Source organism: Sulfurimonas indica (assembly GCF_009192995.1).
In the GTDB taxonomy this organism is placed as follows: domain Bacteria; phylum Campylobacterota; class Campylobacteria; order Campylobacterales; family Sulfurimonadaceae; genus Sulfurimonas; species Sulfurimonas indica.
The window spans coordinates 35,352-57,506 of record NZ_SDID01000005.1; the positions used below are offsets into that span (position 1 = coordinate 35,352).

A 22,155-nucleotide genomic window follows, 5' to 3' on the forward strand; every position below is an offset into this window, starting at 1 on the left:
TATAAAAAGATGGAGTAGGAAATGAGTATTTTAGACCAAAGAGAGCTGATAGCTTCTATTCATCCATTTGGGCAGTTAAGCTCACGTGAGCTTGATGCTTTGATGAAGAAGATAGATATTGCTTACTATACAAAAGATACTCTTTTGATCTCCAAAGATATTGAATCGATTGCCTTTTATATTGTTATAAAAGGTACGGTTCATGAATACATCGATGAACAGCTGCATAATGTCTATTCCCATGGTGATAGTTTTGATGCAGATGCTCTTATCTACGGTAAAACTGAAAGTAGATTTGTTGTTGATGAAGATTTGATTTGTTATGAGATTAAGAAAGAAGATTTTCTTGATTTGATGCAGAACAAAAAGATTCAAAGTTATTTTCTACAAGACTTCATCTCACGTCATAAACATCTCAAAGAGTTTGATAGTCAGAGTGACTTAACACCGTTTCTTATGGCAAAGGTTTCAGAAATTTTTCTTCATAAAGCCTGCATTGTAGATGCTGATGTCTCTATATATGAAGCCCTGCAAGAACAAACAAAACTGCAAGCAAAAGTTATAATTGTCCAAGAAGAAGACGAGTACTACATAGTAACAGATACAGATCTGCGTGAGAAAGTTCTTCTTGAGAGTTTGTCTACGGACGAGAAAATCATAAAAATTGCAAGCAATAAAATCATCACGATTGAGAGTAGTGACTTTTTATTTAATGCACTTTTGATTATGACACACAAAGGGATCAAACGTCTTGTTGTGACAGAAGATGAAAAAATCATAGGTGTTTTAGAACAACTTGACCTGCTTAGCTACTTTGCAAGTCATTCTCATCTAGTAGCTGTACAAATCCAAAAAGCAAAATCCATAGATGAGTTGAAATCTGTTAGTGAGGATATCAAAAATCTTATAGTGATGCTCCGTGCAAAAGGTGTTAAAGTTCGCTACATAACAAAACTTGTCTCAGCACTCAATGAAAAGATATATAAAAAAGTCTTTGAGATGAGTGTATCAAAAGAGTTGCTAGAGAAATGTTCATTGATAGTTATGGGAAGTGAAGGCAGGGCAGAACAAACCATAAAAACTGACCAAGACAATGCACTTGTTATTGATGATAATGTGAATGAAGAGCTTTTTGTTGCACCGATGGAACAGTTAAATGCTTATCTTTTAGAGTTAGGCTTTCCGACGTGTAAGGGTAATGTCATGGTTAGCAATCCGTTTTGGAGAAAAAGCCTTCATGATTTTAAAGGCCAGATTGAAGAGTGGTCTAACTCTTTGGACGAAAAAGAGCTGCAAAACCTGAGCATTTTCTTAGATGCAAAATCAGTTGCCGGAGATGAAACGTATCTGCAAACATTACGAAATTATCTTTATGAGAATTTTTCTCAGCGTGAGGATGTATTGGCCCATTTAGCAAAGGCCGTTTTAAACTTTGAGACACCGCTTTCACTCTTTAGTGGTTTTGTTTTAGAAAAAGAGCATAACAATAAACTTGATCTAAAAAAAGGAGGTCTTTTTGCCATAGTTCATGGTGTAAGAGTGCTTGCATTACAGTATGAAATAGATGAGACAAATACAGTAGAGCGTATCAAAGCACTCAACAACAAAGGCATTATAGATAAAAATTTTGCAGAAGAGTTGATTGAGAGCTTTGATACGATATCTTCCATACGTCTTATTACTCTTTTAGAGGCAAAAGAGTTGGAAGAAGAGAACTACATCAACCCGAAAAATCTCTCAAAAAATCAAAGAGATCTGCTCAAAGACAGTTTTAAAGTGGTCAATAAGTTTAAAAAGTTTATGAACTTTCATTTTCATCTCAATATGGTTGTCTAATGTTTAAAAAGCTTTTTTCAAACTTTGTAAAAAAACGAAACCTTGCAAAACTAAAAGATGAGCGATTTCGATTTTTATTTGAGGAGGACACAAGTGGAGAGTATGTTGTCTTTGATACAGAAACAACAGGACTGGATCCAAAAAAAGATGAGATACTCTCAATAGGGGCTGTAAAGATTAAGGATAATAAGATTTTAACGTCACAGACTTTTGAAATTTATCTCAAAAATTCAGCAGAGATAAGTTCTAAGAGTATCGAGATACATCATATAAGGCCATGTGATTTAGAAAATGCAATTAATGCGAAGGAGGGAATTGAAAAATTTTTACACTTTATAGGTTCACGAACATTGGTAGGGTACTATTTAGAGTTTGATGTAGCGATGGTAAACAAATATATAAAAGAGAGTTTGGGCATACAATTACCAAATGAGATTATAGAAGTTTCTGAAATTTACTTTGATAAAATGATGCCACTAATTCCTCAAGGAAATATTGATTTACGATTCGATACAATCTTAAAAAAATGTGGGATTCCAAACATAGGAGCACATAATGCTGTTAATGATGCAATAATGACAGCAATGATATATCTGAAATTAACACAGGAGAGATAGTAATGTCAAAACCGGTATATAAACCAAACAAAGAGTTTGCAAAAAATGCAAGAATAAAAAATATGTGTGAGTATAATGACCTTCAAGAGTGGGCTTCAGAGGACTATGAAGGTTTTTGGGGACACTATGCTAATGAAAAATTAGATTGGATTGAGCCATTTACAAATGTAATGGATGAGTCTAATTTCCCGTTTGTAAAATGGTTTGAAGGTGGAAAACTCAATGTTGCTGCGCAGTGTATCGACCGTCATTTAGATACGCGTAAAAATAAAGCAGCGATTATCTTTGAGGGTGACAGAGGTGATAAGCAAATCATTACATATTTAGAGCTTTACTACAATGTAAACAGATTTGCAAACCTTTTAAAGAAAAAATTTGGTGTAAAAAAAGGTGACAGAGTTGTTATCTATATGCCGATGATTCCTGAAGCTGCGTATGCAATGCTTGCGTGTGCAAGAATCGGTGCTATCCACTCTATCGTATTTGGTGGATTCTCAGCGGAGGCACTTCGTGATAGAATCGAAGATGCGGAGGCAAAAGTAGTTCTTACGGCAGATGGTGCATATAGAAAAGACAAACCATATATGCTAAAACCTGTTGTTGATACTGCACTAGAAGGTGATACAACGGTTGAAAAAGTACTTGTTGTTGAGAGAAACGGTGAAGATATTGAGTGGGTTGCAGGACGTGACTACTCTTATAATGAACTCATTGAGACTCAGGATGTTCATTGTGAGTCAGAAGTGATGGATAGTGAAGATCCACTTTTCTTACTCTATACATCAGGTTCAACAGGGAAACCAAAAGGTGTTCAGCATAACTCTGCAGGATATATCCTTTGGGCACAGATGACTATGGAGTGGGTATTTGATGTAAAAGAGAATGACACTTACTGGTGTACAGCTGATATTGGTTGGATTACGGGACATACATACATCGTTTATGGTCCACTTGCAATGGGTGCTACAACGGTAATGTTTGAAGGGGTTCCAACATACCCAGATGCCGGACGTCCTTGGAAAATGGTTGAAGAGTATAAGATCAATCAGTTCTATACAGCGCCTACTGCCATCAGAGTTCTGCATAAAATGGGTGAAGATGAGCCGAAGAAGTATGACCTTAGCAGCTTGAAAGTCCTTGGAACTGTTGGTGAGCCGATCGATCCACCGGCATGGAAATGGTACTATGAGGAAGTTGGTGCAAGTAAATGTGCTATCGTTGATACATATTGGCAGACTGAAACTGGCGGGCATATAGTATCACCACTGCCAGGTGCTACTCCAATTAAACCTGCATGTGCAACATTCCCACTTCCGGGAATTATGGCTGAGATCTTGGACCCTGCAACAGGTGAGAGAGTAGAAGCAGGTGAGACTGGTTATATGTGTGTAACACGTCCTTGGCCATCAATGATTCGTGGTGTTTGGGGCGACGCGGAGCGTTTTGTAAAATCATACTTCGGTGATGTGAAAAAAGATGGCAAACCGGTTTACTTTACAGGTGACGGCGCTGTTTATGATGAAGATGGTTACATCACAATCACGGGACGTACAGATGATGTTATCAATGTAAGTGGACATAGAATGGGTACTGCTGAAATTGAAGCGGCCATCAAAAAACATCCAAATGTAGCTGAGGTTGCCGTAGTTGGTAAACCACATGATATCAAAGGTGAGGGTATTTTTGCTTACATCGTTTTAAAATCTGATGATGGTATAGCTGATGAGGTAGAAGAGGTAAAAGCTATCAACAATGTTATCAAAAAAGAGATAGGAAATATTGCACTTTGTGATGATATTGTATTTGCTCCGGGACTTCCAAAAACACGTTCAGGAAAAATTATGCGTCGTATCTTGCGTTCAATTGCAAAAGGTGAGGCAATCACGCAAGACATCTCAACACTTGAGGACCCATCAGTAGTTGAGAAAATCGAAAATATGGTTAAGTCAAAATAAGGCTTAACCAAAACAAAAATGCTATAATTCCATAAATAAACAACAAAGAGTATTTATGGAATTATGTGTAGCCCTTGACCTCCCAACACAAGAAGAGAATCTCGCTTTAATCGAAAAAATCAAAAACTATAATGTTTGGCTAAAAGTCGGACTTCGTTCTTACATTCGTGACGGTGAAGCGTTTTTAAAAGCCATCAAAGCAATCAATCCTGATTTTAAAATCTTTTTAGACCTCAAACTTTATGATATCCCAAATACTATGGCTGATGCTGCAGAGTCGATAATGGGACTCGGTGTTGATATGTTCAATGTTCATGCAAGTGCAGGGCGTCGTGCTATGAGTACGGTCATGCAGCGACTGCAGAAGTATGAAAACCGTCCTATCGTTTTAGCGGTAACGGCACTTACTTCATTTAGCGAAGATGAGTTTCGTGCTGTCTATGAAAAGGACATTGCAAGTAAAGCAGATCAGTTTGCAAAAGATGCACAAGAGAGTGGACTTGACGGTGTTGTTTGTTCTGCTTTTGAATCACTCTCAATCAAAAACATCACAGATGAGCGTTTTATGACACTCACTCCAGGAATTCGTCCTTTTGGTGAAGATGCAGGGGATCAAAAACGTGTTGCTGATGTTGCATTTGCAAAAGAGCAGAGAGTTGATTTTATCGTAGTTGGGCGTCCAATCTATCAGGCTCATAATCCTGCAGAAGTAGTAGAGAAAATACTCCAAGAACTTTAAGCGATATATCAGAATTATATCAATATAATTCTGACCTGCAAATGGAGAAGTGGGTGAGTGGCTGAAACCACATCCCTGCTAAGGATGCGTATGGGTAACTGTACCGAGGGTTCGAATCCCTCCTTCTCCACCAGACATAAAATTTCTCCCTTTAGATATATTATAAAAAGCAGATATTTGCCGACATAGCTCAGTTGGCTAGAGCAGCTGATTTGTAATCAGCAGGCCCGGGGTTCAAATCCTCGTGTCGGCACCACTTCTACAAGAAACTTTTCGTACCACTTTTATCATACAGATCTTTATAGCGAAAGGTGATAAGGTTTTGCATAATCGCAAACAAAATCATAAAGTTTAAAAAACTACTTCCTCCATAGCTAAACATCGGTAGAGGGACTCCTACAACGGGTGCGTAGCCTATGGTCATTGAGATATTGACTCCCATATATATGAAAATCATAAAAGAGATAGATACCGTTACTACCTTGATGTAGTAGTCTTTGTTAAAGACTGCAAGACTTAAAAGATGTAAGATAAGCATCACATAGATAAGAATCAGCCCAAGTGCCCCTAAAAATCCTGTACGCTCAACTACAAAGGCAAAGATAAAGTCACTTGTCGCAATTGGAAGGAATTTCATTTGTGTCTGCGTGGCATTTTCTTTGTCTTTTCCAGTCCATCCTCCTGAGCCGATAGCGATGATGGATTGCTGAACGTGGTAAGAGGGTTTTTCACTTAAAAAGTCTTTGATACGTGTCTTTTGATAATCATGTAGGCCGTATTTGTAAACAAGTGGAGAGATGAGCAAAATGGAAGCGACAATAGTTGCTACTATTTTCCAGTAGATGCCGACAAAAAACAAAACACCGTAACCGATAAGTAAGAGTACAAGAGCAGTTCCCAAATCAGGCTCTTTTGCGATGAGAATAAAAGGCAGTAAAATATAAAAACTGATCTTTAAAAAGTCTTTGATCCTATAGCCGCCAATTGGTGGAGGATTTTTGTTGATGAGGTATGCCAGCATCAAGATAAGTGCCGGTTTTACGAACTCTGAAGGCTGAATCGTTGCATTGATAAAAGGGATGTCTATCCAGCGCTGTGCTCCAAGACGTGAGTGTCCAAAAAACTCAACTGCCAAAAGTAGCAGGATGTTTCCCCAGTAGATAAAAGGAATAAGCCAGCTCATACGTCGAATAGGGAGAAAAAACACGGCTATAAAGGCTAAAAACGCTACACCGACATAGGCTATCTGTTTCTCTGCCAGAGCAGGGACCGCTTCTCCTATGAGCCAATTGGACATAATGATGAGAGGAATGATAAGAATGATGGAAAGAAAGTCAAATTGTGATAAAATACTCTTATCAAATCTCCACAAGTTTGTAACTCCAAAATAAAATTACATGATTGTATCATAAAGGGAATAACAGTGAGAAACACACAAGAGTACAGATGTGATGTGCCGCAGCGTTTAGACACATTTTTAGCTCAAGAAATAGGCCAAACTCGCTCACAGGTAGCACAGCTTATCAAGCAAGAAGCGGTTTATATTGATGGGAAAAAAGTTTCTCGTCCCGGTATTAAACTCAAAAGCGGACAAAATATAAAAGTAGAGTTTCCAGAAGTTACAGAGTCTCAGCCGCAAGAGGTTGATTTTCTCAAAGAGGTTGCTTGGGCAACAGATGTAGAGATTTTATATGAAGATGAGGATGTGTTGGTCATTAATAAACCAAGTGGTGTGACAGTCCACCCAGCACCAAGTGTAAAAGAGCCGACTTTGGTTGACTGGCTAAAGCACAAAGGCATCAGACTCTCTACAATCAGTGGAGAAGAACGTCACGGTATTGTGCACCGTCTCGATAAGGGAACAAGTGGTGCAATGGTCGTGGCAAAGAACAATGAAGCACATGAATTTCTCTCCAAACAGCTCCAAGATAAGAGCATGGGACGATATTATTTAGCTCTTGTTACCCCTCCTTTAAAAGATGATGTTACAATAATAGAATCAAACATAGGAAGAAGTCCTCATAACCGTCTCAAGATGGCTTGCGGACTCGAACACGGTAAATATGCCAAGACTATGTTTAAACATTTGGCTTTAAGCGATGATGAAAAGACAGAGCTTCTTGCATGTAAACTCTTTACAGGAAGAACGCATCAGATACGTGTACATTTGGAGAGTTTGAACCGTCATATTTTGGGAGACCATATCTATGGATTGAGCCCTAAAATAGAGAAGGCGGAACGAATTTTGCTGCATGCATATCTGATATATTTTATTCATCCAAAGACAAAAGAGAAACTATTTTTCACAGCAGGATTTGATACTGTTATGGAAGAGACAATAAATAAAAAATTTGAGAGGGAGATTTTAAATGAAGTTATCACTTCTGACTACATTATGCGCAGCTTCACTGCTGCTTCTTAGCGGTTGTGCTGAGATAACACCGAAACCAAAAGAGAAGGTTGTCGTTGATTCTACACTGCCTACTATATCACTGACGAAAAACGGCATTATCACAGATATGAAAACAGTGGCTTTTGAGTGGAAGAGTATAACAGACCCACGTGTAGAAGGGATTTATGTATATAAAAAATCTCCTCAAGACAAAGCAGCGAATGAACTTGAATATTATGACACGATAGATACACGATACTCTACACATTATGTCGATAGAACGGTTGAACCTGATACAAAATACTCATATGCTTTTCGAGTCTTTACAAAAGAGTCTCAAGGTGTAAATTCTAAAGTATTTGTAGTCAATACACTTCCTGTTCTGCAGTCTGTTTCATGGATTCACTCTATCACAGGACTTCCAAGAATTGCTAAGATAATCTGGAGACCTCACGTGAGTGAAAGAGTTTCTACTTATATTATCGAGAGAAAGACTTTTGAAGATAAAGAGTGGCATCAAATCGATGAGTTAAGTGGAAGACTCAATGCAGAGTATATTGATACAGGACTTGAAGATAATCATGTCTATATGTATAGAATCAGAGTAAAAACGTATGATGGCATCATCTCTACACCATCTCAAATCGTAAAATCTATTACAAAACCATTGCCTGTAAGTGTAACAAAAATAGAAGCGAGTAAAAATCTTCCAAAAGCGATAAAAATCACATGGAGTCCTTCAAAACAGAAAGATTTTGAGAGATACTATCTCTATAGAGCAGATGATATTGATGGCTCATATGAACTTATAGCAAAACTTTACAACAACCATTTCACTGATAAAATCGATGAAGATGGTAAAACTTACTTTTATAAAGTCAGTGTTCTTGATAAAGACGGTCTTGAGAGTGAGCATGATAAAAACAAAGTTATGGGTATGACCTTGACAAAACCAAATGCACCAGCAATTGTTGAAGCAAAACTACAAGGCAATAAAATAGAACTGAAATGGGGGAAAAGTGACCCAAGAACAGTCTCATATATCGTTGTCAAAAAATCTAAAAAAGGATGGTTTGATAAGATCTCAAAAGAGTATAAAGGGCTTACAAAGAGTCTCTTTATCGATGCAGCCATAGAACCTGATACACTCTATACATACACAGTTTACAGTGTTGATAAAAATGGTATAGTTTCTGAGCCAAGTATTGAGGTACAAATCAAAACACCGGAATCACAAGAGATTATCTCTGCATCTAAAGCAAAAGCTACACAAGAAGAGTCAGTGAAAGCTGTGAGTACAAAAAGTAGTAGCAGTGAGACAACAGTCGCACCTGCTGAAGAACTTGACTTGAATGGACTTTAATGCCACATCTTCATATAAAAGAGTTTAAAGATATTTCACTTCCCGCGTCTGTTGATGGGGTTGCATTTGATTTTATAGCATCAAATGTACACCATCCGGATGAAAAGCTCATTGCTGTAAAATATGAAGGAGAAGATTTCTTTTTGCTTCTCAAAGAGGATGAAAAAAGAACGCTTTTAAAAACAGATAAGCTGACACGTCCTGCTTCTATCTATAATGTTCACCGTGCACTGCTTGCCTATGCGAAAGCCGCAGGTCTTGAAGTGTTGGCTTCTAATGTACCAGATACACAAAAAAATGTGCATCTCCAAGAAGCAACAGCACTCAAAAAGATAGAGTACTTTGCAGAGAATTTTCCAAAAGAGAAAGAGGTACGTATAGAGGTCGGATTTGGCTCCGGGCGTCATCTACTGCACCAGGCCGCACAAAATCCGGATGTGCTTTTCATAGGCATCGAGATTCATCGTCCGTCAATCGAGCAGGTTTTAAAGCAGATAGTTATCCAAAAACTGGACAATGTTATGGTGCTTGACTATGATGCCAGACTCTTTATGGAACTGGTACCTTCCAATCTTGTTGGGGCAATTTATGTGCATTTTCCGGTTCCTTGGGACAAAAAACCACACCGCCGTGTAATCTCGACAAACTTCATCAAAGAGGCTCGTCGTATCTTAAAGGTAGGTGGTACTTTGGAGCTTCGTACAGATAGTGAGAATTATTATGCCTACTCCTATGAGACTTTTATAGCATTTCCTAAAATCTCTTTGCAGATACATAAAAACAGAGATATTGCAGTGAGTTCCAAATATGAAGAGAGATGGAAAAGGATGGAAAAGAACATCTATGATGTCATTATGACAAATGATGAAGAGTCTCCTGCATTGGAGATTGAAGGTGATTTCTCATTTCCAAAAAAAATAAATTTATCCAATGAAGAGCTCATTGGACTGCATAATAAAACGATTCGCTTTGAGGGTGGATTTATCCATTTTGAAAGAGTTTACAAGCTTGATAATGGTGTGATGTTACGCATATCTATGGGGAGTTTTGACAGACCGGAACATCTTTATCTTATCATAACAGATAATAGACTATCATTCTATCCAGAATTGCCTCTTCGTTCACCAAGCAACTTAGAAGCGCACAAACATTTACTGAAGGCTTTAGATGGATAAAGTAATCATTGCTGAGAATTTATCGCTTGCATATTCTAATGATGAAACAATTATAAATAAAGCAAACTTCTCTATAGATTCTGGTAGTTTTGTATTTATTACCGGAGCGAGCGGTAGTGGAAAATCAACACTCTTAAAGTCACTCTACGGAGCACTCAAACCCATTGAGGGAAGTCTCGTTGTCGGTGGTGTTGAGCTGCGTGGGGTATCAAGTTCCAAACTGAACTTCTTACGGAAACATTTAGGTATTGTTTTTCAGGATTATAAGCTGGTAAAAGAGTGGACAATAGAAAAAAACATAATGCTTCCTCTTATCATAAATGGCTATGAAAAAACTGTAACGCAAAATCAGGTTGATTCTCTTCTTAAGCATGTAAAACTACGTCATCAGGCAGGAAAATATCCACTAGAACTCAGTGGTGGTGAGCAGCAGCGTGTTGCAATGGCACGTGCACTTGCACATAATCCTATCTTGATTTTAGCCGATGAGCCCACGGGTAACCTTGATGATTACTCTTCGCAACTGATTTGGAACCTTTTAGAGGGTGCAAACGAGCAGCTAAAGACTACAATTATCGTTGTTACACACCATATTCCAGAGACGATGAAGGTTGACTATAAGCATTACCATATAGAGTTTGGAGATATTCGTGAAGTCATTTAAAAATCATCTCTCTTTGGTTATTGCACTTTTAAGCATACTCTTTTCTCTACAGGTTTTTACCATTGTGGAGAGAGCAATTGATGCTTATAAAGAGAATTTGGCAAAAAACTATGCTTTGGTTGTTGTCGCACAAAAAAGAGTAGATGTTGATAAACTCCTAGAGAAGAGCGAACTGATAGCAAGTATCAATGAAATCTCTCCAGATAGTATCATTACAAAACTCAACAGTGGTATCAGCAAGCAAAATATAGCACTTCTAAAAGTGACACTGCCAAAGTTTTATAAAGTAAAACTCAAACGTTATCCATCACCAAATGAGCTTGAAAAACTGACAAAACTACTGCTTCGTTCACAGTCTATAGAAAAAGTAGAAGCCTTTAGTAAAACACATGATACAACATATAAACTGCTCCTGCTTTTTAAAACAGTTATCTCTGTTTTTGCTTTTACAGTCATCATCGTTACAATCTTGCTTATCTTTAAAGAGCTTCGTATCTGGCAGTTCAAACATAATGAGCGAATGAGTATCATGGGACTCTTTGGTGCTCCTGTTTGGCTGCGTTCGGCTGTACTGTTTCGACTAGCGATTGTTGATGCAGTAATCGCATCGATTCTCTCATTTGTGATATTTTCCTATCTTTCATCACTCTCATGGATAGAAGAACAGTTCAGTAACATTGGCATTTCCATAGTGCTGTTTGATAAAATATACGATTTTTTAATTATGCTTGGAGTATCAATAGTGGTTTCAATGCTACTTGCGACTTTTATTGTTCTAGGACATAAAGAAGAGGTATGATGTATCATCGCTTAGTAGTTCTCTTTTTTCTTTTTGCTTCGCTTTTATATGCTCAAGGAGAGATAGACAAGAAGATAAAAAAGACCAGTTCGAAACTCTCTTCTTACAGTAAGAACTACTCTAATCTCAACAGAAAAATGGCGCGTACTGCAAAAGCCATTTTACGACAGAAACAAGAGATACTTAAGCAGGATGCCTACTTAAAGAAACTTCAAGAAGAACTCAAGGAAAAAGAGAGCAGTTACAAGCTTAATTCACAAGAGCTGTCACTCTTAAAACAGAGACAACTGCAGCTGAAAAAAAGACAAAACAGAATCGAAGAAGAGCTTGTTTTTGTTATAGCGCAAAGTGTTTCACTCTCTGTCATACTTGATGAGGAGTATCCGACGAATGAGAATGCTTTGATAGAGTTAGAAGTACTCAAATCAATGCTCAAAGACTCTAAAGAAAAAGCAAATCGTTTAAGTAGACTCTTTTTTGAGAATGCAAAAGTTATCAAGCTTTTAAATAACAAAACAGATGCACTTGAGAAGTCCATCGCAAGTATAGATGCCAAAAGAAAAGAGCTACTGAAGAAAAAAGCAGAAAACAAAAGAGCACTCAAAAAACTAAAAATCGCAAAAGCCTCTTATAAAAAAGAGCTCAAAAAACTCCTCAAAAGGCAAAATGCACTTAAAAAGACACTCTCACAATTAAACCTCATTAAAATAGATAAGATAAAAAAAGCAAAAGAGGAACAAGCAAGAAAAGAGGCCTTTCAAAGACAGAAGATTGCACTTAATGAAAATCTTCCAAAGGTTAAAAAACATGGAAGCTCTTACCAGAGTGTCAAGACAATTCGTTACCGTGGACCAAAAACGATAGCTCCGCTTACTTCTTATTCAATTACGAAGAAGTATGGAACATATACAGATCCGATTTACGGAATCAAAATTTTCAATGAGTCGATTTCACTCAAACCAAGAGAGCAAGATGCCAAAGTAAAGACTGTATTTAACGGGAAAGTGATTTATGCTGATAAAACGGCAGTGTTGAACAATATAGTTATCGTTGAACACAGAAATGGTCTGCATACCATCTATGCAAACCTTTCACAAATCGCTCCTGGTATAAAAAAGGGTAAAAAAGTAAAAAGAGGTGCTGTTGTAGGGCGTGTCAAAGAGGAACTGGTCTTTGAAGTGACACAAAAAAGTGCACACATCAATCCTATACGATTGTTTAGGTAAGAACTATATATTAGCTCTTACTTAGATAGTTTTAGATATAATTGCGCAAAAATTTAAGAGTAGAGATAAAAGAATGAAATTTATTCAAACACGTGGTGTAGATAGCACAAAGCCAGAGACAGTGACATTTTCAGAAGCGATTCTTAGTCCTATTGCTTCTTTTGGCGGTCTGTATGTTCCCCAAAAACTACCTGATTTAGGAGAAGAGTTTTTACAAAAGCATAGAGATTCTTCTTATAAAGAACTTGCAAAGGATATGCTTGATGCTTTTGCAATTGACATCGATGGAGATGTTATCGATGAGGCATTATCTTTGTATGACAAATTTGATGATGCAAAAAATCCTGTACCGGTAGTAAAAGTAAAAGAAAATCTCTACGTCAGTGAGCTTTATCACGGACCAACACGTGCATTTAAAGATATGGCACTGCAGCCTTTTGGTGTTGTACTTTCATCAATTGCACAAAGACTCAATGAAAATTATCTTATTTTAGCAGCTACGAGCGGAGATACCGGTCCGGCAGCATTAGAGACATTTAAAAATCGTGCAAATGTAAAAGTGGCATGTTTGTATCCTGATGGCGGAACAAGTGATGTTCAGCGCCTGCAAATGGTTACAGAAGATGCTGCTAACTTAAAAGTGATTGGCATTCATGGTGTGTTTGATGATGCGCAGAGCGCTTTGAAACGTCTTTTGGCAAGTGAGAACTTTAAAGAGGCACTTCAAGAAAAAGAGACAAAACTCTCAGCTGCAAACTCTGTGAACTTTGGTCGTATCATCTTTCAGATTATCTATCATATTCACTCTTATTTAGAGCTAGTCCGTCAGAATGCCATTACTATGGGTGAGAAAGTTTACCTCAATGTTCCATCAGGAAATTTTGGAAATGCTCTTGGTGGATACTATGCTTGGAAAATGGGTCTTCCAGTCGAGAAGATCATCATCTCTTCTAATGAGAACAATGTTCTAACGCGTCTTATTCGTGATGGTAAATATGATCTGCGTGAATGTGAGGTTGTAAGTACGACGTCTCCTGCAATGGATATCTTAAAATCTTCCAATGTTGAGAGAGTTCTGTTTGACCTGTTGGGTGAAGTACGTACAAAAGAGTTGATGATGGACCTTGAAGCCAAAAACTTCTATGAGCTGCGTGAGGATGAGCTTGCAAAACTGCGAGAGTGTTTTGATGCTGACTGGTGTAGTGGTGATGAAGGGAAAAAGTACATCAAAGAGACTTTTGAGCAATACAACTATCTGATGGACCCACATACTGCTACATGTATGAAGTCATATGAGAGTGTCTCAAAACCTGAGATTACAAGTATTATCTATTCAACTGCAGAGTGGACGAAATTTTCACCTGTCATAGCTAATGCACTCACCGGTGAAGTTGATATGAAAGACATTGATGCTCTTGAATCGATTTCAAAAGTAGCAAACCTTGAAATTCCTGCAATGATACAAGAGCTTTTTACAAAAGAGATAGCTCAAAAAACTGTTATTGAGAAAGAGGAGATCGAGGCGGAGATACTGAAGTTTTTATAAACTTTAGTAGTTAACGTATACGCTCCTCTTTAGGGGCCTCTTTTGGCATAAGACCATACTTGGCAAGATCTACAAAAATCTCTTTTCGTTTATCTTCGAGTATTTTTTGGATAACGGGATTTCTATCCATTTTATAGTGCTCGGTTTTAATTACCTGACCATTTTTATCAAAATATTTTTTGACACCGACTTTGTAGTTGTTCTTATAAAAAACTTCTGAACTTTTATAACCAGTGAAATCCCACTCTGTTAAAACACCCTCTCGCTTACCATTGACATAATTGACTTGTGAACCTAACTGTCCGTTGTCATAATATATTTTTTGTATACCTACTTTTTGACCATTTTTATAATGCACTACCAACTTTTCTTGACCGTTTGCATAGTAGGAAGTATAGAGACCATTCTCTTTGTCATTGCTAAAGTTGACTTTTGATTTTATATCTCCATTGTCGTTATACCAATATGTCATACCATTTCGTTTACACTCTTTATATGTTGAAGATTGTGCCTTGTCCCGTACTACATAGGTCTGTGGATTACGACAGAGTAACTCGGCATTTAAAGAGTTTACTTCAAGAATAAGATAAATTAATGATAAAGATATAATTTTTTGTTGCATAATATAGCTCCTTATATAAAAAAATATGATAACATATTTTTATTACATTTGACTGTTTAATCATAGAAAATAACATATTAAGGCATAGTTAATTTATTTGATTGTAGAATTAGAGTATAGGATATGTTATGAATGAAACAATAGAAGACGAATTAACTAAAAAAAGAAATATGCTCTATTATAACCAGCTTGTGATGAATGAAAGAAAAGCGAAAGCTGGTCATCATAAACATAAAAAAAAGAAAAAATCGGCAAGTTTTGGGTCTCAAGAGGTAAACTTTAAAGATTTCCTTTATATTCCAGAGAACTGGGAGGCTGCATTTTATGTATTGTATGGAGTAGGGGTTCCATATCTTGCAGGTGCAATATTTCTCTTTTTCTTTGTAGCTGGTGGAAGCTATGAGAACTTCAAACTGCTCAATATGAATGCATTTTTGATCATTTGGTTGATTGGATATGAGATTGTTGCAATTTTTTCACTTATTTGGATACTCATCCTTTACTTACAGTATGATGCAGAAGAGGAGTACTAATAAACTGAGCTTTTTTTTATAGCTCAGTTGCTTTTTTATAGGCTTTCTCAATCGCATTGATACAAGCACTTCGTACATTTCCATCTTCAAGCGCACCATAACCTGCAGCAGTTGTACCGCCTGGACTCATGACACCATCTTTTAAGAGAGCTGGATGTATATCTTGAATCAGTTTTGAAAAACCATCAAAAAGACCGCGCATAATAATTAATGCATCATCACGTTTGAGTCCCTGTTTTACTGCACCATCTGCCAAAGATTCGGCAACAAGTGCCAAATATGCCGGACCGCTTCCTGCAAGTGCAGTTGCGATATCTATCTCTTTTTCACTAGAGAGCCATTGTGATGAACCAATAGCATTGAAGAGTTTTTCTGCTTCTTCTTTGTAGGCTTTTTCACCAGTTAATGTTGTCATGGATGCACCCACAGAAGCTGCAAGATTTGGCATAGCTCTGACAACTGCTTTTGCTTGAAAATTAGTAGAGAGCTTTTCTAAACTTGTCCCTGCTAAAACAGAGTAGAGTACTGCTGCTTCACCCTTTAGTTTTTGACCGACCTCTTCGACATTTGCAGGTTTTATACAGAGCATCACAGTTTTGTTAGATATATCAAAATTATCAAGAAGATGTTTGTCTATTTGTATACCAAGACTCTTTTCAAATTGTTTGAGTTTCTGGATATCTCTTCCCACTACCTCTATCTTATACTCTTCTTTGAGACCTTTGGCAATGCTAAGCGCCATATTGCCATTTCCAATAAATGTTAACGTTTTCATAAAAGTCCTAAATATTTTATGGTAGTATTATACCATTTAATTAATTTAATAAATTTAGGTGAAGAACAATGAAAAAATTTTTACAAGAGGCAAAAGCTGCAAGCAGAGTTTTTAATACACTCAGTGGTGCAGAGATAAACAGAATATTAAAAGAGATGGCAGAAGCACTGCGTGCCAATACAATGGAGCTTCTTGAAGCCAATGCAAAAGATATGGCTGATGGTGAGAAAAATCAGCTCTCATCAGCACTTATGGATAGACTTTTTTTAGATGAAAGTCGTATAGATGCCATGGCTGTGGCTATCGAAGAGATAGCAGGATTAAAAGATCCTGTTGGAAGAATTTTAGATGGTTGGGTAACAGAAGATGGGCTAAAAATTGAGAAAGTCTCCATTCCTATCGGTGTGATTGGTATTATCTATGAATCACGTCCAAATGTAACAAGTGATACAGCAGCACTCTGCTTTAAAAGCTCAAATGTCTGTGTACTTAAAGGTGGAAAAGAGGCAGAGAACTCAAATAAGACGATTGCTAAAGTATTGCAGGCTACTTTAGAGAAAAACGGTTTGCCAAAAGAGCTTATCTCTTTAATCCCAGACTCCTCACGTGAGGGTGTGGCGCAACTAATCAAGATGGATAAATATGTTGATTTAATTATTCCTCGTGGTGGGGAAGGGCTTATCAAGTATGTAAGTCAAAATGCTACTGTAAGTGTTGTTAAGCATGACAAAGGACAGTGTCATACTTACATAGATAGAGATGCAAATATGGAAGATGCCATTAAAATTGCCATCAATGCAAAAGTACAGCGTCCAGGTGTTTGTAATGCTATGGAAACACTGCTTGTTGACAGAGCAATCGCAAAAGAGGCACTACCAAAACTCAAAGAGGCGTTTGATGAGGCTCATACTGAGTTAAAAGGGTGTGCTTCTACACAGGAAATTATTACAGTAGCTCACGCAACAGATGCTGATTTTGATACTGAATATTTGGCAAATATCTTAAATATAAAAGTAGTGGAGGGTGTTGAAGGGGCAATTGAGCATATTGTACGCTTTGGATCAGGACACTCTGAGTCTATCATTACGGAGAACATCAAAGCAGCAGAGACATTTTTAAATGCCATAGATGCCGCAGCAGTTTATGTAAATGCTTCAACACGTTTTACTGATGGGGGTGCTTTTGGTTTTGGTGCAGAAGTTGGTATATCAACAAATAAGCTGCATGCGAGAGGTCCAATGGGGATTGAAGGACTGACAACATATAAGTATAAAATTTATGGAAATGGACAGATTAGATAATGCAAAGTGTAAATGAATTAAGGGATATTAAGTTTTTTGAAAATCTTTCTCAAGAGGAGTTAGACCAGCTTGCGACTATCTCACGTAAAAGAAGATTTTCCAAAGGAGAGGTGCTTTTTTATGAGAAGGATGAACCTCGTTTTTTGACACTTTTAACTGATGGTATTTTAAAAGTCTATAAAACAGACCCAAAAAACAATGAGATAGTCCTGCATCGTTTTAATCCTAAGTCATTGATAGCTGAGATGGCAGTTTTTGAAGGAGTTCCCTATCCTGCATCTGCTGCCTTTGAGACAGACGGTACAGTTATAGAGATAGATTTTATAAAGTTTAAAGAGAATTTTTTATGTTCTCCTGATATCGCTTTTGCCTTTTTTAAATCTCTCACACAGAAGATCAAATATCTTGAGGATGTCATAGCACTCAACATTGTTCTCGATTCAACTGCAAGAGTAGCAAAATATATCTGTGAAAATGAAGATGCACTGCAGATGAAACACAATCAACTTGCGCAATATCTTCATATGACACCTGAAACACTCTCACGAGTGTTTAAAAAGTTTGCTAAGCTAGGCTTTATTGAGAAAGAGGGCAGCAGCTATACTATTAAAAATCATGAAGCATTAACGATACTTTTTGAATAATTTAGTTATTTGTTGATATATATCAACGCATACTTTATCTTATTAAATTACAATCTTATATATATTTAATAGATAAAGGATTTTTGATGTCACATATTCCCCAAGACGCACAAAAGATAACTGTAGAAGGTGCAACTGTAGATTTTTATAAACTCGAAAAAGATGGGCAGAGCACATACTATTTTGACACATCAAAGGAGGGCCCTCCACATCCAATGGTCAATGCAATGAGTGGGCTTGGACTGATTAAAGGAACAAATGACACACTTGTAATGATTAACCACAAAACTCCAGGAGGACTTTTTGGAAAACTTGAAGATGATGTCCGTTATGTTGTCCAAGATTTGCCTGATGGGCTTGTAAAGGTGGTTTTTTCCTATAATCCTGATGCTGCTTCAGAATCAGACCTCACGCAGACCAGCTGTGGAGGGTGATAAAAACTAATGGTTAAAATATCGCAAGATTTTGCCCCGCCTTTTAAACTAATAGCTCCCTTTTTTATTGTGGGGAGTCTTTTTTACTTTTTTTCATCATTTTATCTTTTTTTCTTTGATGCTACAATGCTTAGTTTTGCAGAGCCAAAAATGCTTGCTTTTGTGCATCTTTTTCTGCTTGGTTTTGTAATGATGATTATTTTTGGTGCGATGGCACAACTTGTTCCTGTTGTATTGGAAGTTGGACATTTTGGAGTAGAACTTTTTTATGCCATATGGCCACTACTGTTAATTGGTAGTCTGTTAATGGTATTTGGCTTTTTGTACTCTCCTGCACTGCTTCCCTATGGGGGAGTTGTTGTTCTAATCTCAATGATGATATTTGTGGGTGAAATTTTTCTGACAATGTTTAAAGTAGAGAAGCTGACACTGGTTATGAGCAGTGTTCTGATATCCAATACTTTTTTATTTTTTGGGATTATCTTTGGTCTTTTAATGGCTCTTGCATATGCAGGGACACTCTCTTTTGATATCAATGTACTTTTAAAGGCACATGTCTACTCTGTCATTGGTGGATATATTGTTATTACGATTATGGGACTCTCAATTGTACTGGTCCCTATGTTTACACTTTCACACAGTTTCTCTTTAAAGCCCTTGGAGATAGGTATGACACTGATGAGTGTAGCTGTTGTCTTTGTGATAATTTCTTCATTGTTTAATATTTCATGGCTTGCATATTTGGCGTATGCTATGGCATTTGTTGCAATGATTTCCTATTTTTATCTGATTTATGTCATCTATAAAACAAGGCCAAGAAAAGAGAATGATGTTTATGCACTTTCACTGATGTTTTCATACAGTGCGATGCTTTTTGTTTTAGTGATTGGAGCACTCTATTTTTTAGTTGGCAAGGAGAGTTATCTGCTTGCTGCTGCATGGCTGCTCTTTTTTGGATTTTTTGCTTTTCTCATTACTGGGCATATCTATAAAATCATTCCTTTTTTAGTATGGTTTGAAAAGTTCTCTCCACTTGTAGGAAAGCAAAAAGTTCCAATGCTCGCAGATATGGTGCCTTATAAAAGCTCTCAGGCTCAGCTTATCTATTCTGCGACTGGAGTCTTGCTTGTAACTGCTGCAATACTACTAGGCTCCAATCTACTTATGGGTGCAGGCGCTTCATTTTTAGTCATTGGTTCACTAGCCTTTGTACGAAGTGTTTTTTATATGATAAATTTTAAATAAAAGGATATATTTATGGCAATGTATACTAAAGAGGAACTCTTTAAAGCAATATCAACAGTGATTGACCCAGAGGTGGGATTTAACCTTGTTGAGATGGGACTTATCTATGATGCAAGCAGTGATGATGAAGGAAATGTCAAAGTAACTATGACACTCTCAACAAAAGCGTGTCCCCTTCATCAGATGATACTGCAGTGGGTAAAAGAGGCCGTAGAAAAACTGCCAAATGTCAAAGATGTAGATGTTGAAGTGGTTTGGGAGCCTGAGTGGAATATCTCAATGGCTGATGATAATGTCAAAAAAGCATTGGGAGCTTTATAAAAAGTAAAGGAGTACTTTACTTTTTATTTTTATGTTCTAAATAGCTATTTTTAATTTTGATAAGCTCATAGAGTGATACTTCAGGCATTGCCTCTTCTATGAGTTTATCTGTCTCTTCATATTTTCCCTGCATCTTTTTGATCTCATCGTATGCTTTTGGTTTTACCTCACTTGTAGCAACTGAGATAACTCCTGCCCAGATGAGTATAATAGCTGTCCATACAATCTTTTTCGCACCTGCATAGACACCAATAAAGTGAAAAATTACAGTGATTACAATTCCAATACCAAGTAGTAGTGCAAGACTCATAACGCTATCCTTTCTCCTTCAGGTTTGATTGTAATGTTTGCATCTTTAAAGAGATGGTCACCAAAACTTTTGACACCAAGTGTGCCTGCAAGCATTAAAATAATGACCAAGAGCAAAAAAAGAAGCGCCATAGAGTATCTTTTGAATATTTGCATCATTGTTTGTTGTCTTCTTTTGCTTTTGCAGCTATGGGTGCATAATCAACACAGCGAGCTGTATGAAAATCTCTTACATAGTCAGGATTTTTAAAATAATCCCCATCAATATGCCATCCAAGCTCTTTTGAAATAAGTACCGACTGCGATATTGTTCTTCTCATTTTATTTTCACAGATGATGGTCTCACCTTTGTTGAAAATCTCTTTGACACCTTCCATTCGTGCACTTGTAACATAGTAGTGAATACCGATCATTATGGCAAAGATGCCAAAAACACCTAGCATACCACGTTTAAAAGCAACACGAGGCATAAAGTCTCTTGTTGTAACAAAAGCAGTGACTGCCAAGAAAAATAGCATTATCACTATGTATGGAATTTCCAGTTCAAAAAATCTATCCATTGTTTTCCTCCCATTCTTTAAATGCTGGTGTGAAGTACTCTATACGAACTTTTTTAAACTCACGTGAAGAGTAGAGCGGCATATGAGACTTGGACTCTATCTCACTTGCCATCTCTTCGATAATAGCATTTGTCTCTTCTGTAGTTTTTCCATGGACCATTGTAAAAAGATTGTATGGCCAGTTTGGATATTTTGGACGCAGATAACAGTGTGATACTGCAGAAAATGCAGCAGCTTTTTCTCCGATACTCTCTCCATTTTCTTCATCAACATCCCAGACAACCATCGCATTTGCATTGAAACCGGCTTTACGATGATTGAGAATCGATGCAAAACGTCGCATGATTCCTGCATCTTGCAATTCCTGTAAAATAGAGAAGAATGTATCATAGTCAATATTTAGCTCATCTACAATCTTTTTAAAAGGCTCACTGATAAATTCGATGTCATATTGAGCCTTCATGATAATATTATGATGCAGTGGTGTGAGCTCTATCTCTTTGTGAACGACTTTTTTGACCGTCTCCTTTTTCTCATCTTTTCCTGTAGTGTTGAGCTTTACATTGATTTTAAAGAGTTTGAGTGTTGGAAGCATGATATAATCTTCAGCCTCTGTCAATTTCGCTAGAATCTCTATGGTTCTCTCAAGTCCTAAAGCAGAGTCAGGTGCAACAGCCATTGTAAACCAGATGTTAAAATCATGGTTTCTTTCATAATTGTGTGAAACGCCAGGGTGGGCATTAATAACTTTTACAGCAGCAATTATCTTCTCTTTTGGAATTTTAAAAGCTACGAGCGATGATTTATAGCCTAATCTCTTTGTATCAAAGATAGCAGAAGTTTGACGAATAATATTTGCTTTTTTCTCTTCTTGCAAAATTTTTAAAACTTCATCCTCACTGATACCAAGTTCATCTGCTATAACAGCAAAAGGTTTTGGTACTAAAGGAAACTTCTTTTGTATTCTTGATAATATCTCTTGTTTCATCTATTGTTTTCTTTATTATTTATTTGTATTTGATGATTGTATCTATCTTTATATAAATTTAAATTGATGTTTGTCAATAAAGTATTGTAATAATATGATATGATTTTACAA

24 protein-coding genes and 2 tRNA genes are annotated in these 22,155 nt (G+C 37.0%); 19 read left to right on the plus strand and 7 right to left on the minus strand.

Going from position 1 to position 22,155, the window contains the following annotated elements; translation table 11 throughout:
- The first annotated feature begins 21 nt into the window (after positions 1 to 21).
- The 6 genes from ES948_RS03050 to ES948_RS03075 all read left to right on the plus strand — a co-directional run bounded on the left by ES948_RS03050 (position 22) and on the right by ES948_RS03075 (position 5,403).
- Entirely contained in the window at positions 22 to 1,836 is a 1,815-nt protein-coding gene (locus ES948_RS03050) for a putative nucleotidyltransferase substrate binding domain-containing protein (protein WP_152183469.1), read from the plus strand.
- Positions 1,836 to 2,453, plus strand: a complete 618-nt coding sequence (locus ES948_RS03055) for a 3'-5' exonuclease (RefSeq protein WP_152183470.1) — start codon at positions 1,836 to 1,838, stop codon at positions 2,451 to 2,453. Before ES948_RS03050 ends, ES948_RS03055 begins: the two co-directional genes overlap by 1 nt.
- A gap of 2 nt (positions 2,454 to 2,455) precedes the next feature.
- Entirely contained in the window at positions 2,456 to 4,408 is a 1,953-nt protein-coding gene (gene acs, locus ES948_RS03060) for an acetate--CoA ligase (RefSeq protein WP_152183471.1), read from the plus strand.
- Between the two features lie 55 nt (positions 4,409 to 4,463).
- Positions 4,464 to 5,147, plus strand: a complete 684-nt coding sequence (gene pyrF / locus ES948_RS03065; protein WP_152183472.1) for an orotidine-5'-phosphate decarboxylase — start codon at positions 4,464 to 4,466, stop codon at positions 5,145 to 5,147.
- 43 nt (positions 5,148 to 5,190) lie between these two features.
- Positions 5,191 to 5,280 (plus strand) — tRNA-Ser (locus tag ES948_RS03070).
- Between the two features lie 46 nt (positions 5,281 to 5,326).
- A tRNA-Thr gene (locus ES948_RS03075) sits at positions 5,327 to 5,403 on the plus strand.
- 3 nt (positions 5,404 to 5,406) lie between these two features.
- Here ES948_RS03075 and ES948_RS03080 read toward each other — a convergent pair.
- Entirely contained in the window at positions 5,407 to 6,519 is a 1,113-nt protein-coding gene (locus tag ES948_RS03080) for an FtsW/RodA/SpoVE family cell cycle protein (RefSeq protein WP_152183473.1), read from the minus strand.
- 51 nt (positions 6,520 to 6,570) lie between these two features.
- Here ES948_RS03080 and ES948_RS03085 point away from each other — a divergent pair, with 51 nt between their 5' ends.
- The 7 genes from ES948_RS03085 (at position 6,571) to thrC (ending at position 14,312) form a co-directional block, all read left to right on the plus strand.
- Positions 6,571 to 7,569: an RluA family pseudouridine synthase gene (locus tag ES948_RS03085; protein ID WP_152183474.1), complete on the plus strand. Its 999-nt coding sequence runs from the start codon at positions 6,571 to 6,573 to the stop codon at positions 7,567 to 7,569.
- Entirely contained in the window at positions 7,517 to 8,902 is a 1,386-nt protein-coding gene (locus ES948_RS03090) for a fibronectin type III domain-containing protein (protein ID WP_188109432.1), read from the plus strand. The genes ES948_RS03085 and ES948_RS03090 overlap by 53 nt, the downstream gene beginning before the upstream one ends.
- Positions 8,902 to 10,077 carry a tRNA (guanosine(46)-N7)-methyltransferase TrmB gene (trmB, locus tag ES948_RS03095; protein ID WP_152183475.1) on the plus strand — a complete coding sequence of 392 codons (1,176 nt, stop codon included), beginning with the start codon at positions 8,902 to 8,904 and terminating at the stop codon, positions 10,075 to 10,077. Before ES948_RS03090 ends, trmB begins: the two co-directional genes overlap by 1 nt.
- Entirely contained in the window at positions 10,070 to 10,741 is a 672-nt protein-coding gene (locus ES948_RS03100; RefSeq protein WP_152183476.1) for a cell division ATP-binding protein FtsE, read from the plus strand. Before trmB ends, ES948_RS03100 begins: the two co-directional genes overlap by 8 nt.
- A complete protein-coding gene (locus ES948_RS03105; protein WP_152183477.1) occupies positions 10,728 to 11,540 on the plus strand; it encodes an FtsX-like permease family protein in 813 nt (270 codons plus the stop codon). Before ES948_RS03100 ends, ES948_RS03105 begins: the two co-directional genes overlap by 14 nt.
- Complete coding sequence (locus tag ES948_RS03110; RefSeq protein ID WP_246153811.1) at positions 11,537 to 12,766, plus strand: murein hydrolase activator EnvC family protein; 1,230 nt, start codon at positions 11,537 to 11,539, stop codon at positions 12,764 to 12,766. The genes ES948_RS03105 and ES948_RS03110 overlap by 4 nt, the downstream gene beginning before the upstream one ends.
- Before the next feature lie 73 nt (positions 12,767 to 12,839).
- Positions 12,840 to 14,312, plus strand: a complete 1,473-nt coding sequence (thrC, locus tag ES948_RS03115) for a threonine synthase (protein WP_152183478.1) — start codon at positions 12,840 to 12,842, stop codon at positions 14,310 to 14,312.
- 10 nt (positions 14,313 to 14,322) lie between these two features.
- Here the strand turns inward: thrC and ES948_RS03120 are convergent, their stop codons facing one another.
- Positions 14,323 to 14,934, minus strand: coding sequence for a toxin-antitoxin system YwqK family antitoxin (locus ES948_RS03120; protein ID WP_152183479.1), 612 nt, complete (start codon positions 14,932 to 14,934; stop codon positions 14,323 to 14,325).
- A 128-nt stretch (positions 14,935 to 15,062) separates the two neighbouring features.
- Here ES948_RS03120 and ES948_RS03125 point away from each other — a divergent pair, with 128 nt between their 5' ends.
- Entirely contained in the window at positions 15,063 to 15,467 is a 405-nt protein-coding gene (locus tag ES948_RS03125) for a hypothetical protein (RefSeq protein ID WP_152183480.1), read from the plus strand.
- A 16-nt stretch (positions 15,468 to 15,483) separates the two neighbouring features.
- Here ES948_RS03125 and ES948_RS03130 read toward each other — a convergent pair whose 3' ends face one another.
- On the minus strand, positions 15,484 to 16,242 hold the full coding sequence (locus ES948_RS03130) for a pyrroline-5-carboxylate reductase (protein ID WP_152183481.1): 759 nt from the start codon (positions 16,240 to 16,242) through the stop codon (positions 15,484 to 15,486).
- 68 nt (positions 16,243 to 16,310) lie between these two features.
- On the opposite strand from ES948_RS03130, the gene ES948_RS03135 reads away from it, so the two are divergent.
- From ES948_RS03135 to ES948_RS03155, 5 genes are all read left to right on the plus strand, one after another.
- Positions 16,311 to 17,543, plus strand: coding sequence for a glutamate-5-semialdehyde dehydrogenase (locus tag ES948_RS03135; protein WP_152183482.1), 1,233 nt, complete (start codon positions 16,311 to 16,313; stop codon positions 17,541 to 17,543).
- Positions 17,543 to 18,187, plus strand: a complete 645-nt coding sequence (locus tag ES948_RS03140; RefSeq protein ID WP_152183483.1) for a Crp/Fnr family transcriptional regulator — start codon at positions 17,543 to 17,545, stop codon at positions 18,185 to 18,187. Before ES948_RS03135 ends, ES948_RS03140 begins: the two co-directional genes overlap by 1 nt.
- An 86-nt stretch (positions 18,188 to 18,273) precedes the next feature.
- The gene (locus tag ES948_RS03145; RefSeq protein WP_152183484.1) at positions 18,274 to 18,621 is read left to right on the plus strand and encodes a hypothetical protein; all 348 of its coding nucleotides are present in this window, start codon (positions 18,274 to 18,276) and stop codon (positions 18,619 to 18,621) included.
- Positions 18,622 to 18,630: 9 nt separating this feature from the next.
- Entirely contained in the window at positions 18,631 to 19,866 is a 1,236-nt protein-coding gene (locus ES948_RS03150) for a hypothetical protein (protein WP_152183485.1), read from the plus strand.
- A gap of 12 nt (positions 19,867 to 19,878) precedes the next feature.
- A complete protein-coding gene (locus ES948_RS03155) occupies positions 19,879 to 20,187 on the plus strand; it encodes a metal-sulfur cluster assembly factor (RefSeq protein WP_188109433.1) in 309 nt (102 codons plus the stop codon).
- A 16-nt stretch (positions 20,188 to 20,203) separates the two neighbouring features.
- On the opposite strand, the gene ES948_RS03160 is transcribed toward ES948_RS03155, so the two are convergent.
- The 4 genes from ES948_RS03160 to ahbA are packed head-to-tail and all read right to left on the minus strand — an operon-like array spanning position 20,204 to position 22,044.
- Positions 20,204 to 20,497: a hypothetical protein gene (locus ES948_RS03160; RefSeq protein WP_152183486.1), complete on the minus strand. Its 294-nt coding sequence runs from the start codon at positions 20,495 to 20,497 to the stop codon at positions 20,204 to 20,206.
- Positions 20,494 to 20,655 (minus strand): hypothetical protein, encoded by a 162-nt coding sequence (locus ES948_RS10825; RefSeq protein ID WP_188109434.1) that lies wholly within the window; start codon positions 20,653 to 20,655, stop codon positions 20,494 to 20,496. Before ES948_RS10825 ends, ES948_RS03160 begins: the two co-directional genes overlap by 4 nt.
- On the minus strand, positions 20,652 to 21,056 hold the full coding sequence (locus ES948_RS03165; RefSeq protein WP_152183487.1) for a hypothetical protein: 405 nt from the start codon (positions 21,054 to 21,056) through the stop codon (positions 20,652 to 20,654). Before ES948_RS03165 ends, ES948_RS10825 begins: the two co-directional genes overlap by 4 nt.
- Positions 21,049 to 22,044, minus strand: a complete 996-nt coding sequence (ahbA, locus tag ES948_RS03170; RefSeq protein WP_152183488.1) for a siroheme decarboxylase subunit alpha — start codon at positions 22,042 to 22,044, stop codon at positions 21,049 to 21,051. The genes ES948_RS03165 and ahbA overlap by 8 nt, the downstream gene beginning before the upstream one ends.
- Positions 22,045 to 22,155: the final 111 nt, after the last annotated feature.